This window comes from Janthinobacterium sp. LPB2021202312-11-4 (genome assembly GCF_037049705.1).
Classification (GTDB): Bacteria; Pseudomonadota; Gammaproteobacteria; order Pseudomonadales; family Pseudomonadaceae; genus Aquipseudomonas.
The window spans coordinates 385,453-400,826 of sequence record NZ_JBAGKV010000001.1 but is presented as its reverse complement, the minus strand read 5'-3'; the positions used below and the strand labels follow the sequence as shown (position 1 = coordinate 400,826).

16 protein-coding genes and 1 other RNA gene are annotated in these 15,374 nt (G+C 60.9%); 7 read left to right on the top strand and 10 right to left on the bottom strand.

What is annotated here, in order from left to right:
* Positions 1–3 precede the first annotated feature (3 nt).
* The 3 genes from ubiD (at position 4) to V5E99_RS01810 (ending at position 3,306) form a co-directional block, all read left to right on the top strand.
* Entirely contained in the window at positions 4–1,470 is a 1,467-nt protein-coding gene (ubiD, locus tag V5E99_RS01820; RefSeq protein WP_499800466.1) for a 4-hydroxy-3-polyprenylbenzoate decarboxylase, read from the top strand.
* The gene (locus tag V5E99_RS01815) at positions 1,470–2,438 is read left to right on the top strand and encodes a CDP-6-deoxy-delta-3,4-glucoseen reductase (protein ID WP_499800464.1); all 969 of its coding nucleotides are present in this window, start codon (positions 1,470–1,472) and stop codon (positions 2,436–2,438) included. Before ubiD ends, V5E99_RS01815 begins: the two co-directional genes overlap by 1 nt.
* Before the next feature lie 196 nt (positions 2,439–2,634).
* Positions 2,635–3,306: a gamma-glutamylcyclotransferase gene (locus V5E99_RS01810; protein WP_499800463.1), complete on the top strand. Its 672-nt coding sequence runs from the start codon at positions 2,635–2,637 to the stop codon at positions 3,304–3,306.
* On the opposite strand, the gene glpT is transcribed toward V5E99_RS01810, so the two are convergent.
* Positions 3,279–4,631 carry a glycerol-3-phosphate transporter gene (glpT, locus tag V5E99_RS01805; protein WP_499800461.1) on the bottom strand — a complete coding sequence of 451 codons (1,353 nt, stop codon included), beginning with the start codon at positions 4,629–4,631 and terminating at the stop codon, positions 3,279–3,281. The two genes, V5E99_RS01810 and glpT, sit on opposite strands and share 28 nt — an antisense overlap.
* 327 nt (positions 4,632–4,958) lie before the next feature.
* Here glpT and V5E99_RS01800 point away from each other — a divergent pair, with 327 nt between their 5' ends.
* On the top strand, positions 4,959–5,573 hold the full coding sequence (locus tag V5E99_RS01800; protein ID WP_499800460.1) for an energy transducer TonB: 615 nt from the start codon (positions 4,959–4,961) through the stop codon (positions 5,571–5,573).
* Positions 5,574–5,614: 41 nt separating this feature from the next.
* Here the strand turns inward: V5E99_RS01800 and V5E99_RS01795 are convergent, their stop codons facing one another.
* Complete coding sequence (locus V5E99_RS01795) at positions 5,615–6,592, bottom strand: NADPH:quinone oxidoreductase family protein (protein WP_499800458.1); 978 nt, start codon at positions 6,590–6,592, stop codon at positions 5,615–5,617.
* Positions 6,593–6,742: 150 nt separating this feature from the next.
* On the opposite strand from V5E99_RS01795, the gene V5E99_RS01790 reads away from it, so the two are divergent.
* Positions 6,743–7,153, top strand: coding sequence for a flagellar basal body-associated protein FliL (locus tag V5E99_RS01790; RefSeq protein ID WP_403027538.1), 411 nt, complete (start codon positions 6,743–6,745; stop codon positions 7,151–7,153).
* 79 nt (positions 7,154–7,232) lie between these two features.
* On the opposite strand, the gene V5E99_RS01785 is transcribed toward V5E99_RS01790, so the two are convergent.
* The 4 genes from V5E99_RS01785 to V5E99_RS01770 all read right to left on the bottom strand — a co-directional run bounded on the left by V5E99_RS01785 (position 7,233) and on the right by V5E99_RS01770 (position 12,744).
* Positions 7,233–8,351, bottom strand: a complete 1,119-nt coding sequence (locus V5E99_RS01785) for an ABC transporter permease (RefSeq protein ID WP_499800457.1) — start codon at positions 8,349–8,351, stop codon at positions 7,233–7,235.
* Complete coding sequence (gene rbbA / locus V5E99_RS01780; protein WP_499800456.1) at positions 8,351–11,074, bottom strand: ribosome-associated ATPase/putative transporter RbbA; 2,724 nt, start codon at positions 11,072–11,074, stop codon at positions 8,351–8,353. Before rbbA ends, V5E99_RS01785 begins: the two co-directional genes overlap by 1 nt.
* Positions 11,071–12,036, bottom strand: coding sequence for an HlyD family secretion protein (locus V5E99_RS01775; protein ID WP_499800454.1), 966 nt, complete (start codon positions 12,034–12,036; stop codon positions 11,071–11,073). The genes rbbA and V5E99_RS01775 overlap by 4 nt, the downstream gene beginning before the upstream one ends.
* 258 nt (positions 12,037–12,294) lie before the next feature.
* Positions 12,295–12,744: an EVE domain-containing protein gene (locus tag V5E99_RS01770; RefSeq protein ID WP_499800453.1), complete on the bottom strand. Its 450-nt coding sequence runs from the start codon at positions 12,742–12,744 to the stop codon at positions 12,295–12,297.
* 195 nt (positions 12,745–12,939) lie between these two features.
* Between V5E99_RS01770 and V5E99_RS01765 the strand changes: the two genes are divergently transcribed.
* Positions 12,940–13,089, top strand: coding sequence for a hypothetical protein (locus tag V5E99_RS01765; RefSeq protein ID WP_499800452.1), 150 nt, complete (start codon positions 12,940–12,942; stop codon positions 13,087–13,089).
* Between the two features lie 103 nt (positions 13,090–13,192).
* Here V5E99_RS01765 and V5E99_RS01760 read toward each other — a convergent pair whose 3' ends face one another.
* From V5E99_RS01760 to V5E99_RS01745, 4 genes are all read right to left on the bottom strand, one after another.
* Positions 13,193–13,807 (bottom strand): 5-formyltetrahydrofolate cyclo-ligase, encoded by a 615-nt coding sequence (locus V5E99_RS01760; protein WP_499800451.1) that lies wholly within the window; start codon positions 13,805–13,807, stop codon positions 13,193–13,195.
* A gap of 86 nt (positions 13,808–13,893) precedes the next feature.
* Positions 13,894–14,072: non-coding RNA, 6S RNA (ssrS, locus tag V5E99_RS01755), on the bottom strand.
* Positions 14,073–14,102: 30 nt separating this feature from the next.
* Positions 14,103–14,420, bottom strand: coding sequence for a cell division protein ZapA (locus tag V5E99_RS01750; protein WP_007942435.1), 318 nt, complete (start codon positions 14,418–14,420; stop codon positions 14,103–14,105).
* A complete protein-coding gene (locus tag V5E99_RS01745; protein WP_007942437.1) occupies positions 14,417–14,626 on the bottom strand; it encodes a TIGR02449 family protein in 210 nt (69 codons plus the stop codon). The genes V5E99_RS01750 and V5E99_RS01745 overlap by 4 nt, the downstream gene beginning before the upstream one ends.
* A 182-nt stretch (positions 14,627–14,808) precedes the next feature.
* Between V5E99_RS01745 and V5E99_RS01740 the strand changes: the two genes are divergently transcribed.
* Entirely contained in the window at positions 14,809–15,366 is a 558-nt protein-coding gene (locus tag V5E99_RS01740; RefSeq protein ID WP_213937910.1) for a YecA/YgfB family protein, read from the top strand.
* Positions 15,367–15,374: the final 8 nt, after the last annotated feature.

Sequence of the window (15,374 nt, the reverse complement as noted above, 5' to 3'; positions counted from 1 at the left end):
TCAATGAAATTCAAGGATCTTCGGGATTTCGTGCAGCAGCTTGAGCAGCGCGGAGAGTTGAAACGCATCCATGTCCCTGTCTCTCCAGTGCTGGAGATGACCGAGGTTTGTGATCGCACGCTGCGGGCCAAGGGCCCGGCGCTGCTGTTCGAGAACCCGACCGGCTACGACATCCCGGTGCTCGGCAATCTGTTCGGCACCCCCGAGCGGGTCGCCATGGGCATGGGCGCCGAGGCGGTCAGCGAGCTGCGCGAAATCGGCAAGCTGCTGGCGTTCCTCAAGGAACCCGAGCCGCCGAAGGGCTTGAAGGATGCCTGGTCCAAGTTGCCGATCTTCCGCAAGATCATCGCCATGGCGCCGAAAGTCGTCAAAGACGCGGTGTGCCAGGAAGTAGTCATCGAAGGCGACGACGTCGATCTGGCGATGCTGCCGGTGCAGACCTGCTGGCCCGGCGACGTCGGCCCGTTGATCACCTGGGGCCTGACCGTCACCAAAGGCCCGAACAAGGATCGCCAGAACCTCGGCATCTACCGTCAGCAAGTGATTGGCCGCAACAAGGTCATCATGCGCTGGCTGAGCCACCGTGGCGGCGCGCTGGATTATCGCGAGTGGTGCGAGAAGCACCCCGGCCAGCCATTCCCGGTATCCGTAGCCCTGGGCGCGGACCCGGCGACGATCCTCGGCGCGGTGACCCCGGTGCCGGACAGCCTGTCCGAATACGCCTTCGCCGGTCTGTTGCGTGGCAACCGCACCGAACTGGTGAAGTGCCGTGGCAATGACCTGCAAGTGCCGGCCACCGCCGAGATCATCCTGGAAGGCGTGATCCATCCGGGCGAAATGGCCGATGAAGGCCCCTATGGCGACCACACCGGTTATTACAACGAAGTGGACAGCTTCCCGGTGTTCACCGTCGAGCGCATCACCCACCGGATCAAACCGATCTACCACAGCACCTACACCGGCCGTCCGCCGGATGAGCCGGCAATTCTCGGCGTGGCGCTGAACGAAGTGTTCGTGCCGATCCTGCAGAAGCAGTTCCCGGAGATCACCGACTTCTACCTGCCGCCCGAAGGCTGCTCGTACCGCATGGCCATCGTGACCATGAAGAAGTCGTATCCCGGCCATGCCAAGCGGGTAATGCTCGGTGTCTGGTCGTTTTTGCGACAGTTCATGTACACCAAGTTCGTTATCGTCTGTGACGACGATATCAACGCGCGCGACTGGAACGACGTGATCTGGGCCATCACCACGCGCATGGACCCCAAGCGCGACACGGTGATGATTGACAACACGCCGATCGACTACCTCGACTTCGCCTCGCCGGTGTCCGGCCTGGGGTCGAAGATGGGGCTCGATGCCACGCATAAATGGCCCGGCGAAACCACTCGCGAGTGGGGTCGGGTGATCGTCAAGGATGAAGCCGTGACCAAACGGATCGATGCCATCTGGAATCAGTTAGGAATAGATTGATGCGTGTAACCTTGCAGCCCTCCGGAGCAGTGCTTGAGATATTGCCCGGCGAGCGGATTCTCGATGGCGCGCGGCGGCTGGGCTATGAATGCCCGCAAAGCTGCCGTAATGGCAATTGCCACGTCTGTGCGGCGTTGCTGGTGGAAGGCCGGGTCGAACAGGCCGGCGATGTGCGCGATCACGGCGAGTTCTACACTTGCATAGCAGAGCCGCTGGAAGACTGCATCGTGCTGTGGGATGGCGTGCTCGCGCTGGGAGAATTGCCGGTGCGCAGCCTGTCGTGTCAGGTCATTGAATGCAGGGACGTCGGCGGGGATACCTTTCGGGTTCACCTGCGGGCGCCGGCCGGCAAGCCGCCGCGCTATCACGCCGGGCAGTACTTGATGATCGAGCGCGAGAACGGCGAGAAATCGGCGTTTTCCCTGGCTTCGGCACCCCATGCCGGACGCGACCTGGAAATCCACGTGCTGGCGCGCGAAAGCAGTGCGCTAAGCCTGATCGAGCAGTTGCAACGCAACGCCATGGTGCGCATCGAGCTGCCGTTCGGCGACACCCACCTGGCTGAACTGCCGGACGGTCCGCTGGTGCTGATCGCTGCCGGCACGGGCATGGGCCAGATCCACAGCCTGATCGAGCATTGCCGCGCCAGCGGTTTCAAACACCCGGTGCACCTGTATTGGGGCGTGCGCCGCCCCGAAGATTTTTATGACATCGAACATTGGGACGAATGGCTGAAACTGCCCAATCTGTTCCTGCATAAAGTCGTCAGCGATCAATGCGGCTGGGAAGGGCGTTGCGGGATGCTGCATGAGGCGGTGTGCGAGGACTTCGCTGACCTGAAGTCGTTGCATGTGTACGCCAGCGGCTCTCCGGCGATGGTCTACGGTACGCTGGACGCCTTGGTTAACGCCGGGATGGATGCGCATCAGATGCGCGCCGACGTCTTCGCTTACGCCCCTCGCGCTTAAATCGTTATAACTCCCTATATAGCCGATCGGTATTTATAGATTTATATAAATGCCGGTAGGTTATATGTCATTCAGGCAATAAGTTAAGAAATGTGCCATGGCACTTAAATTGCCTTAAAACATATGTGCCTTATTGTTACAGCGGTGCGTTCTATTAAGTAATTCTTTACCCGCGGGGAGCTGAACGCTATTCGCCATGAGTGTCATTGAATCTGCTTTGTTGAATCTGGCTTACCCTCCGCGGCTCGATCTGGGGCCGCAGCTTACGCACGAACAATTGCTCAGCTCGATGCAATCGACCATGGCGCGCCACAAGGGTGGGCCGGTCTGGCTGTTTGCGTACGGCTCGCTGATCTGGCGCCCGGAATGCCCGGCCGTGGAGCGGGTGCGCGGTCGAGTGCATGGCTACCATCGCGGTTTGTACCTGTGGTCCCACGAACATCGCGGCACCCCGGAAGTCCCGGGGCTGGTGTTTGGCCTGGATCGCGGCGGCTCTTGCAGCGGCTTTGCTTATCGCTTGCCCGAAGAACAACTCGAAGCGTCGCTGTATGCGTTGTGGCAGCGCGAGATGCCATTCCCGTCCTATCGCCCACACTGGCTCAACTGCCGTCTTGAAGATGGCAGCCAGGTGCAGGCATTGGGATTTGTGTTGGAGCGGCACCTGCCCAGCTATGCCGGCAACTTGCCGGATCACGTGCTGAGCCAGGTGTTTGAAAGCGCTTGCGGGCGTTACGGCACCACTCGCGATTATGTCGAGCAGACCGCCAACGCCCTGCGTAGCCACGCCATGCCAGACAAGAATCTGGAGGCGCGGCTCAAGCGCTGCAAATCAAAATCCGATCAGGCGATTGCTTCTTCGCGGGTCTGACTGGCGACTTGCTTGTGCCACAGGGTCGGTGCCAGGCACACCATCGCCAGGATGCACGCGCCGATCAGCAGCACGAAACCGCCGTCCCAGCCGAAGTGGTCCACGGTGTAGCCCATCGCTGCACTGGCCGCGACCGAACCCCCCAGGTAACCGAACAGACCGGTGAAGCCCGCCGCCGTACCGGCGGCTTTCTTCGGCGCCAGTTCCAGCGCTTGCAGGCCGATCAACATCACCGGGCCGTAGATCAGGAAGCCAATCGAGAACAGCGCGATCATGTCGACGGTCGGGTTGCCGGCCGGGTTCAGCCAGTAGACCAGCGTGGCCACGGTCACCAGCGCCATGAACACCATGCCGGTCAGGCCACGGTTGCCACGGAAGATCTTGTCCGACATCCAGCCGCACAGCAGCGTGCCCGGAATCCCCGCCCACTCGTAGAAGAAGTACGCCCAGGACGTCGTGTCGACGGTGAAGTGCTTGGCTTCTTTGAGGTAGGTAGGCGCCCAGTCCAGCACGCCGTAGCGCAGCAGGTAAACGAAGACGTTGGCCATGGCGATGTACCAGAGCATTTTGTTGCGCAGCACGTACTTGACGAAGATTTCCTTGGCGCTGAATTCGTCTTCGTGGCTGGCGTCGTAGCCTTCCGGGTAATCGTTCTTGTACTGCTCGATCGGCGGCAGGCCCACCGATTGCGGGGTGTCGCGCATGGTCACGAACGCAAACACCGCCACGCCCAGCGCCACGGCTGCCGGGACGTAGAACGCCGCGTGCCAGTCATTGAACAAGCCCATGCCCAGCAGGAACAGCGGGCCGATCAAACCGCCACCGACGTTGTGCGCCACGTTCCACACCGACACCACGCCGCCGCGTTCCTTCTGCGACCACCAGTGCACCATGGTCCGGCCACTCGGCGGCCAACCCATGCCCTGGGCCCAACCGTTGATGAACAACAGGATGAACATCATGGTCACGCTGGAGGTTGCCCAAGGCGCGAAACCGAAAATGAACATCACCCCGGCCGACACCAGTAAACCGAACGGCAGGAAGTAACGCGGGTTGGAACGGTCGGACACCAGCCCCATCAAGAACTTCGACAGCCCGTAGGCAATCGCGATGGCCGACATCGCCAGGCCCAGTTGACCACGGGTGTAACCCTCGTCGATCAGGTACGGCATGGCCAGGGAGAAGTTCTTGCGCAGCAGGTAATAACCGGCGTAGCCAAAGAAAATCCCGGCGAAGATCTGCCAGCGAAGGCGTCGGTAAGTGCTGTCTATTTTTTCTTCAGGCAGGGGCGCCTGATGTGCGGCAGGTCGAAAGAAAGCAAACATTCAAGAGCTCCAAATTTCTTGTTTTGACTGCGGATGCGAATGTTACAGTTTCGTTACCGAAAATAGCACCGGTTCGCATTGGCAAAACAGCGGAAATGTGCGGGATCGCGTGTTCCTTTATGAACATGTCGCTCAGGCGTAACTGTAGGGCGGTGTGGGAAAGGTTGCCTAAGCGCCTTTTTGCGGTTTTTCGCTCCGAAGTAGGACGTAGCTTTGGGAAATGTCCTGCGAGGAAAGCGGAAGTCATCACGTTCTGCGAATGGCTTTCGACCCTTAACCTTTGTCCTGTTGCCAGGTTTGGCATTTCGGTCGCGATGGGGTGGGGTTATGCGGTGGTGGGTATGTATCTTTTTGCTGGGTGTATGGGGATGTGCGCAGGCCAGTGAGGTGTTTCTGATCCCGGAGAGCAATCCAAAACCGGTTTATCCCAGGGCGCTGTACAGGGCCGGCGTTACCGGGGACGTTCGGGTCAGGTTCACGGCCAATGCCGATGGTTCGGTGAGCAAGATCAGCATTTTACAAAGTGACCATCCGGACCTGGCCGAGGCCGTCAGGGTCGCGATCGAGCAGTGGCGGTTCAAGCCATGGACGGTTGAGGGCGACAAACCCGCCGAACAGGACGTGGTGGCGCCAATGGTGTTTCGACTCGACCTGGACCTGCCGATTCATGCCAATGCGTGGCTGAAGACCCTGAAATGCCGCGAGGTTTATGGCAATGCCAGTCGGCACATGGAGTCCGCCTGGGTCGACGCGACCGTGTTCAATTACACCCGCGCTTATCTGTCGAACGTGTTTCACACCCAACAATTACCCAACGAGCAACGTTTGGCCCTGATCGCCAAGCTCAACAAACGCGTGCCCGGTATTGTCCGGCGTTGCGGCGGCAGTCCTTCGCTCAAGTACATGAGTTTGTTGCCGCAGGAGATTCAGAAATTGTTTTAGCGGGAGCGGTCCGGCCGGACGGGCCAGACCGTTTCACGGTTTCAGCGCACCTGCACCACCACTTTGCCGACCGCTTTGCGCTGGCCGAGGTCGTTGATTGCCTGCGCCGCATTGCTCAGCGGATACACCTGGGACACCAGTGGCTTCAACTTGCCTTCGGCGAACCAGCCAAACAATTGCTGGAAGTTCGCCGCGTTGTCCTGGGGCTGGCGCTGGGCGAAGGAGCCCCAGAACACGCCGACCACTGACGCGCCTTTGAGCAGGGCGAGGTTCACCGGGAACTCTGGAATGCGTCCGCTGGCGAAACCGACCACCAGCAAGCGACCGTTCCAGGCGATGGCGCGCACGGCCTGGTCGAACAGGTCGCCACCGACCGGGTCGTAGATCACGTCGGCACCGTGGCCGTCGGTCAGGCGTTTGATTTCGTCCTTGAGGCTGGTTTCGCTGTAGTTGATCAGTTCATCGGCACCGGCAGCCTTGGCCACGGCGAGTTTTTCCGCGCTGCTGGCAGCGGCGATCACCCGGGCGCCCATGGCTTTGCCGATTTCCACGGCGGCCAGGCCAACGCCGCCGGACGCACCGAGCACCAGCAGGGTTTCACCCGGTTGCAGGTTGGCCCGTTGCTTGAGGGCGTGCATCGAGGTGCCGTAGGTCATGCTGAACGCGGCGGCGGTGTTGAAATCCATCGACGGCGGGATTGGCAGTACGTTGTAGCCCGGCACGGCGACTTGCTCGGCAAAGCTGCCCCAACCGGTCAGGGCCATGACCCGGTCACCGACCTTGAGGTGGCTGACCTTTTCGCCCACCGCGCTGACCACGCCCGCCGCTTCGCCGCCCGGGGAAAACGGGAAGGGCGGCTTGAACTGGTATTTGCCCTCGATGATCAGCGTGTCCGGGAAATTGACCCCGGCGGCGTGCACGTCCAGCAGGATTTCGTTCTTCTTCGGGGCAGGACTGGCGACGTCTTCCAGCACCAGCGATTCGGCGGGGCCGAAGGCTTTGCATAGCACGGCTTTCATCAGGGCTATTCCTTTGGGAGTGATGGCCGATAAGTGTAGGTGTGTGAGTCATCGGGTCAACGAGCATGCCCGGCCCTGATAGTCCGCCATAAGCTTGTGCTTGCGCGGCGGGTCGTTATGCTAGGCCGCAAACCGGATAAGGAGCGAATTGTGAAAGCGTGGATCATGTTGATGCTGGCCCTGTCTCTGCCCATGGCAGCCATGGCCGAAGAAGCCGCTAAAGAAGGTGAGGCACCGAAAGTCAGCTACCTGACCCTGAGCCCGCCGTTTGTTGGCAACTATGGCCTGGACGGCACGCCGAAGTTGAAAGTCTTCAAGGCTGACGTGGCGTTGCGCGTGACCGGCGAAGAAGCGACCAAACTGGTGAAGGCCAATGAACCGTTGATTCGCAATCAACTGGTCGCATTGTTCACCCAGCAGACCACCGAGGCGATGAACAGCGTCGAGGGCAAGGAAAAGCTGCGTCAGGAAGCCCTGAAACAAACCCAGCAAGTGATGAACGACGAAACCGGCAAGCCAGTGGTTGAGGATCTGTTGTTCAACAACCTGATCATCCAGTAATCCTGGATGCGTAGGCGCAAAGCTTGCTCGCGATGACCTTCTCAAGAACGCCATCGCCAGCAAGCCGTACGCCATACATTCAAGACGCCAGGCTCTTGCGAAACCGCATCAGCGCAATCGCAAAGAACACCAGCCCAATGGCAGTCAGCGCCAGCAAGTCCGGCCAGACCACGCTCAGCCCGGCATCGCGAAACAGAATCGCGGCGCTAAGGCTGACAAAGTGTGTCGACGGCGAACCCTGCATCACCCATTGCAGCCATTGCGGCATGCTGTCCAGCGGCGTACTGCCACCGGATAGCAGCAACATCGGGATGATCACCGGAATCGCCAGCAGGCCGAACTGCGGGGTCGAGCGGGCCAGGGTTGCAAGAAAAATCCCCAACGCCGTACTGGCGAACAGATACACCGCCGTCACCAGCAAAAACAAAGCCATCGAGCCGGCCAGCGGCACGCCCAACGCACCTTTGACGATCACTTCCAAAGAAATCCAGGTGCACAGCACCACCACCAGCATGTTGCTCCAGACTTTCGCCAGCATGATTTCCAGCGCGGTCAGCGGCAGCACCAGCAAATGGTCGAGGGTGCCGTGTTCGCGCTCGCGCAGCAGTGCCGTGCCAGTGAGGATGATGGCTAGGATGGTGATGTTGTTGACGATCTGAATCACCGCCAGAAACCAGCCGCCCTCAAGGTTGGTATTGAACAGCGAACGCGTGGTCAGCAGCGCCGGCGCCTTGCTGGCCGGGTCGGTCTGGCCGCTGTAGGTCAGCAGTTCACGCTGGAAAATCCGCCCGATGTAACCCGCGCCCATGAACGCCTGGCTCATTGCCGTGGCATCGACGTTGACCTGCACCGCCGGTTGGCGCCCGGCGAGCAAATCGGTCTGGAAATTCGCCGGCACGTTGATCACGAAGGTGTACTGGCCGCTGTCCATGACCTGATCGAGTTGCCCGTATTGCAGCAGCACCGGGCGCTGGAACTCCGGTGGTTGCAGGGCCTGGGTCAGTTCCCGCGAGAGGTGGCTGTGATCTTCGTCGACGATGGCCACGCTGGCGTTGTGCACGCCGATGACGGAGCCGGCGGCCGGCATGTAGATCGCCACGGTAAAGGCGTAGAACAGAAACAGCAGCAACACACTGTCGTGGCGCAGGCTGGTCAGTTCCTTGAGGCCCAGCCGCAAGATATGCGCAAGCTTGTGCATCAGGCCTCCTGCTTTTTCAGCATGACCAGGCTCAGCCCGGTGAACCCGAGGAAGAACCCGAACAGCGCCAGGCATTGCGGCCATAACTGGCGCAGGTCCAGCGCTTTGGTGAAGGTGCCGACGGCGATGTCGAGGAAGTACCCGGCCGGGAACAGCATGCCCATCACCGCCGCTGCGCCATCCAGTGACGAGCGCGGCACGATCAGCCCGGAAAACTGGATGGTCGGCAGGCTGGTGATGATCATGGTGCCGAGGATCGCGGCGATCTGAGTGCGGGTGAACGCCGAAATCAGCAGGCCCATGCTGGTGGTGGCCAGCACGTACAGCAAGCCGCCGAAGGCCAGGGTCACGCCGCTGCCCTTGAACGGTACGCCAAACAACCAGCGGTTCATCGCCACCAGCACCGCCAGGTTCACCAGACTGATTGCCAGATACGGCGCTTGTTTGCCCAGCAGGAATTCCAGTCGGGTCAGCGGCGTGGCGTAAAAATTGGTGATCGAGCCCAACTCTTTCTCGCGCACGATTCCCAGCGCGGTGAGCATGGCCGGGATGAACGCGAGGATCAGCGCCATCACGCCCGGGCCGATGGCGTTAACGCTGACCACGTCCTGGTTGTAGCGGAATCGTGTTTCCAGTTTGGCCGCCGCTGGTCGATGAAGCGCGGGGCTGCTTTGCTCGGCCAACTGCTCGATGTTCGCTTGGTGCACCGCTTCCACATAGTTGCGGCTGGTCTCGGCGCGAAACGGCATGCCGCCATCCAGCCACGCCGCCACGGTGGGTTGGCGCCCGGCGTACAAGTCGCGGCCAAAGCCTGGGGGGATCTCCAGCGCCAGTTTGATTTCCGAGCGTTGAAGCCGCCGATGCAGTTCTTTGCTGTCGCGGATCGGTGCTTGTTCGGCGAAGTAGCGCGAGCTGCGGAAGGCTTCCAGATAGGTGCGGCTTTGCGGCGTCTGGTCTTGATCGAACACGGCGAAGGCGAGTTTTTCCACGTCCAGGGAAATCCCGTAGCCGAAGATCACCATCATGAAAATCGCCCCGAGCAGGGCGAACGCCATCCGCACTTTATCGCGCAGCAGTTCCTTGCCTTCGCGACTGGCCACCGCCACCAGGCGCCCGACGCTGAAACCGCGTTCCTTCATAGGCGTGGCGGGCGTGACCGGTGCGTCGGCGGACGCTTGCGGCGTGGGCGTTTCTGCCGGGCCTTGGGCCTGTTCCAGACAGGTGACAAACGCTGCTTCCAGGGTCTGGCCCTTGAACTGTTGTTGCAGCGCCGTCGGGGTGTCGCAGGCCAGCACCTTGCCAGCGTGCATCAGCGAAATGCGGTCGCAGCGCTGGGCTTCGTTCATGAAGTGGGTGGAGAGGAAAATCGTCACGCCTTGTTCGCGGGACAACTCGATCAGCAAGCGCCAGAAGTCATCCCGCGCGGCGGGATCGACGCCGGAGGTCGGTTCGTCGAGGATCAGCACTTCCGGGCGATGCAGCACCGCTACCGCCAGGGACAACCGTTGACGCAAACCCAGCGGCAGGGCGCCGGACTGTTGATCGGCGACGTTGACCAGGTTGAAGCGCTGGATCAGTTCGTCGATGCGTTGGGCGCTTTCAGCTTTAGGCAAATCGAACAGTCGCGCGTGCAAATCCAGGTTCTGCCGCACGCTCAACTCGCCATACAACGAGAAACTTTGCGACATGAAGCCGACCCGTTTGCGGGTGGCCAGGTCCTTGGCGTTGACCGGGTTGCCCAGCAGCGTGGCGCTGCCTTCGCTGGCCGGCATCAGCCCGGTGAGGACTTTCATGGTGGTGGTCTTGCCGCAGCCGTTGGAGCCGAGAAAACCGAAAATCTCCCCGCGACCGATGGCGAAGCTGACCTTGTCCACCGCTGTGAATTCGCCGAAACGCAGCGTCAGGTCGTGGGCTTCGATGGCGATGTCGGTGTTGGCAGCGGTTCGCGGTGGAATCACCAGTGGCTGGTTGTCGTGGCCGCTGTCGCCCTGAAAGTGGGTGAAGGCTTCGTCGAGTTTGCCGCTGGAGGTTACGGCGGCCAACTCGCGGCTCAGGCCCGTGGCGATCAGCTTGCCGCCGTCGAGCATCAGGCAATGTTCGAATTGCTCGGCTTCTTCCATGTACGCGGTGGCGACCAGCAGCGTCAGTTGCGGACGTTGGCGGCGCACATCGTCCACCAATTCCCAGAAGCGCCGACGGGACAAGGGATCGACGCCGGTGGTCGGTTCGTCGAGGATCAGCAAATCGGGTTCATGGATCAGCGCGCAGCAGAGCCCGAGCTTCTGCTTCATGCCGCCCGAAAGTTTGCCCGCCGGGCGGTCGGCAAAGCGCAGCAGATCGGTGGCCAGCAGCAGGCTGTGCATGCGCTGATTGCATTCAGCTTTCGACAGGCCGAACAGGGTGGCGAAAAAGTGGATGTTCTCGCTGATCGACAACTCGGGATACAGGTTGCCGCCCAAGCCCTGGGGCATGAAGGCGATTTTCGGATAAAGGCTGTTGCGATGGCGGCGATCCTGGATCGAGCCGCCCAACACTTCCAACTGACCTTGTTGCAGGGTTTTCACCCCGGCGATCAACCCCAGCAGGCTCGACTTGCCGGCGCCGTCCGGGCCGATCAAACCGCAGCGGGTGCCGGCGGGCAGGCTGAAGGTGATGTCGGTCAGGGCCTGCTGTTTGCCGTAGCGGTGATTAATGCCGGTGGCTTGCAGCGCCAGGTCGGTCATTGCAGGTTGGCCGGCCAGCTAATAGGCGCGGTGCGCACATAACCGGCGCCGGGCATACCGGGTTTGGCCTGGGGCAGGGCGCTTGGGTCGGTCAGGCGAAGTTTGACGCGGAACACCAGTTTCTGGCGTTCGTCGCGGGTCTCGACTTCTTTCGGCGTGAACTGCGATTTGCCGGCGACGAAGGTGATTTTGGCGGGCTGCGGGTGGTCGGGCAGGGCATCGAGCAGGATGCGTGCTTCATCGCCAACCGCCACGCGTCCGGTGACGGAGGCCGGGAGGTAGAGGTTCATGTATTGGTCGTTGGGGTCGATCAGCAGCAACACCCGTCCGCCCGCGCCGAGCACTTCGCCGGGCTCGGCCATGCGCAACTGGATCACGCCATCGATGGGTGCCCGCAGGCTGCTGTCGTCGATTTCGCTGGTCAGCATCGCGACTTGGGCCTGGGCCGCACCAATCGCCGCGCCGACCGCCGAAACCTGGGCCCGTGCCGCTGCGACTGCCGCACTGCCGGTGTCCAGGCGCGCTTGCTGTTGATCGATGATCTGGCCGCTGACGAAACCGTGCTTGAACAGTTCCTGGGAACGCTTGAGCTCTTGTTGGGCGAGCAGTTGTTCGCTTTGGCGCAGTTGCACATTGGCCTGGGCGGCGGAGAGGTTTTCCCGGGCGCGCAGCACCTCGGCTTCGGCCTGATTGCGCTGGGCTTCGAGGGTGCGAGTGTCCATGCGGGCAAGCAGTTGGCCCTTGCTGACCTTGTCGCCTTCATCCACCAGCACCTCGGCCAGGCGCCCCGGGGTTTTGCTGGCGATCTGCACTTCGGTGGCTTCGAGGCGACCGTTGCCGACATACAAGCCTTCGGGCAGACGGTCATGCATCGACTTCCAGTAACCGAATCCACCGGCGGCCAGCAGCAGAACCACTAACGAGCTGGCGAACAAAATCGAAGAGCGACTGTGTGTAGACATGCGGGCTTCCTGCGGCTGTTGCGTCCTAGTCTGGTGGATCAAGCGCCGGGGCGGGTTGATGCCAGTCAACATGCATAGAACTCTATGCGGGAGTCACCTGTAGGAGCTGCCGAAGGCTGCGATCTTTTGATCTTGATCTTCAGCGATGCTGGAATCGCCAAGATCAAAAGATCGCAGCCTTCGGCAGCTCCTACAGGGGGGCAAGCGTAACCCTATTGGGCAGGTAATAGAGGATGACTGGCCGGTTCTGCTATTTTTTTAGCGTAATTGCAGCACTGCGGCCCATTGCTCGGCGGTCACGGGCATCACCGACAGCCGCGAGCCTTTTTGCACCAGCGGCATCTCGGCCAGGGCCGTTTGCTGTTTCAGATAATCGAGCTTCAGGACTTTCGCGAAGGTTTCGACGTGGGCCACGTCGATGGCGCTCCAGGCGTTTTTCTCTGGGGTGGCCTTCGGGTCGAAGTAATGGCTCTCAGGTTCAAGGGCCGTCGGGTCCGGGTACGCCGCTTCGACAATCTTGCCAATCCCGGCAATGCCAGGCTCCGGGCAACTGGAGTGATAGAAGAAAAACTCATCGCCGACCGCCATCGCACGCAGGAAGTTGCGCGCCTGATAGTTGCGAACCCCGTCCCAGCGCGCCTGGCCAAGCCTGGCGAGGTCGCTGATCGAGAGTTCGTCTGGCTCGGATTTCATCAGCCAATAGGCCATGGGTTTTGCTCCTTGCGAGGTGATTGGGCAAGTTGTCGGGCGATTTTATGACAAACCGACGGTCGGTTGACGCCAGTGTTTGCGTGTCGGTTCACGTTGTCGCAAAATGCCGGCCTTCTAAGCTTGACGCTGCTGCACGGCCTACAACGGAAACCGCTGCTGTCATCGTGTTGATGTGCCTTTGGGGGGCAATCGATGAAACGCAAACCGGATTTACTATGGATTTTGGTTATTTTGTTTGGCCTCGGCGTCGTGACCACCGGCTATGCCCAAAGCCTGTGGAACAACAAGGCTGACGCACCGATCGAAATCGCACAGCAACAGCCGTCGGCCTTCAAGCGCTGACTTCCGGACGCCGCACCCGTAGGAGCAAAGCTTGCTCGCGATGACGGCGTCACATTCAACCTCCATGTACCGGACAGACCGCTATCGCGAGCAAGCTTTGCTCCTACAGTGCAGCGCTTGCGAAATACCACGCCTTGTCGGTCACCGTTCCTTGTAACGGCACATCCCAGCTCGCTTGAGCCAATCGTTCGACCTTCTGGCATTCATGGGCCAGCCCCAACAGCGTCGGCTTGCGCCAGGTTTTGCGTCGCGCCATATAGGCCAGGCTGCGGTCGTAGAAGCCGCCGCCCATTCCCAAGCGTCCACCGACATCGTCAAACCCGACCAATGGCAACAGCACCAGGTCCAGCGTCCAGACCTTGCGTTGCCGGGCGAGGTTGGCCCGAGGTTCGAGGATACGGAAACGGTTGGGCTTGAGCTTTTCCCCTGGGCGAATGCGCTGGAACACCATTTTGGTTCGCGGCCAGGCGCTGAGCACCGGCAGGTAGGTGTCTTTGCCCCGACGTTGCGCGGCACGCAGCAGCAGGCGCGGGTCGATTTCACCGTCGGTGGGCAGATAAAGGGAGATATGTTTGGCGCGGCGAAACTGCGGGTGCTGGGCCAATTGCTTATAGAGCCCGCGAGCGGCTTGGCGCTGCTGACTGGGTGTCAGTGCGCGGCGGGCCTTGCGCAGCATGCGTCGAAGTTGCGGGCGGGGAAGCAGCGCAGGTTCGGTCATGGATTCGGGCTTCGGCTGTGCGGGTACACAAAGCGTACCCGTAAAAAAGCCGATGCCGGTATTTAAACCGGCATCGGACTGGAATCAGGCTCCCCGGATGAACCGCTGCTGACTTAGCCCTTGAACCCGAAAGTTCAAGGTGGAAGAAGCAGTAGGCTTTAAGGCTTTCCGTCTAGCGGACATGCACACCAGCCCAACGTGCAACTTCCAGGGTAGTGCGAATCGGCTCAGGGACATCGTCAACTGGCAAGCACCCCAGGGAGTGACGCGAGTATACCCCAAGCATTCGCACGAATCAGCCCTTGGTGACGTCCGGATCAGTCGCCAGCACCAGATCGACGCGGTCCAGCAGGTCGCGAACCTGCTCACGGGTCGAACCGCTGGCCTGTACGTCCGGGCGTTCTTCCTTGTGCAACAGGTCGTGGGTGATGTTCAGCGCGGCCATCACGGCGATGCGGTCGGCGCCGATGACTTTGCCGCTGCTGCGGATTTCACGCATCTTGCCATCCAGGTAACGGGCGGCGCTCACCAGGTTGCTGCGCTCTTCCTGGGGGCAGATGATCGAATATTCTTTGTCGAGGATCTGCACGGTAACGCTATTGCTTGAACTCATGAGTCTTGCTCCAGGGCCTTGAGGCGCGAAATCATCGATTCGACCTTACGCCGGGCGATTTCGTTTTTTTCAATGAGGTGCGCGCGTTCCTCGCGCCAGGTCTTTTCCTGAGCTAATAGGAGTCCGTTTTGACTCTTTAGTTGCTCGACTCGGCTAATTAGTAATTCGAGTCTGGCCATCAGCGCTTGCAGATCGGTGTCTTCCATTGTGTCCACTGAATAGGTGTCTGATGGGTGGCAGGTTCTGTAGGAAACTGCCGACGCGTCGGGCGCACTAGTTTCATACAGCCCCAGGCGGGTGGACAGCCTTTAATAGTCTTGGCGAGTCTGTCGATGTAGGATACAAGGCCTTCATTCTAGACATAGCGCCGTCTGGCGCCTAGCTGCCCATGCCCATTCAGAATTCCCCGTACCAAGCCTTCGCCACCCTGCTGACTTCCAGCGGTCATAACGTCTCGCCTGCCGAACTGCATGGCCTGTTGCTCGGCCGCAGTTGCGCCGGCGCCGGTTTCGCAGCCGACAGCTGGCTGGCCGATGCCGCCGAACTGCTCGAAGGCGAGCCGCAAGACAACGTCCGCAACGCCCTGATCGGCCTGCAAGAGATGGTCAAGGGTGAGCTGACCGGCGACGACATGACCGTCGTCCTGTTGCTGCCCACCGACGATGCCCCGCTGGCCGACCGCGCCGCTGCGCTGGGCCAATGGTGCCAGGGCTTCCTCGCCGGTTTTGGCCTGACCTACCGCGACAACGCCCTGAGCACTGAAGCGACCGAGGTCCTGCAAGACCTGGCCGCCATCGCCCAGGTGCAAGACGCCCTGGAAGAGTCCGACGACGGCGAAAGCGACTACATGGAAGTCATGGAGTACCTGCGCGTCGCGCCGCTGCTGCTGTTCACTGAAACCAAAAAGCCTGCCGAGCCGGCTGCCGCCAAACCGTCGTTGCATTAATCGCCTGC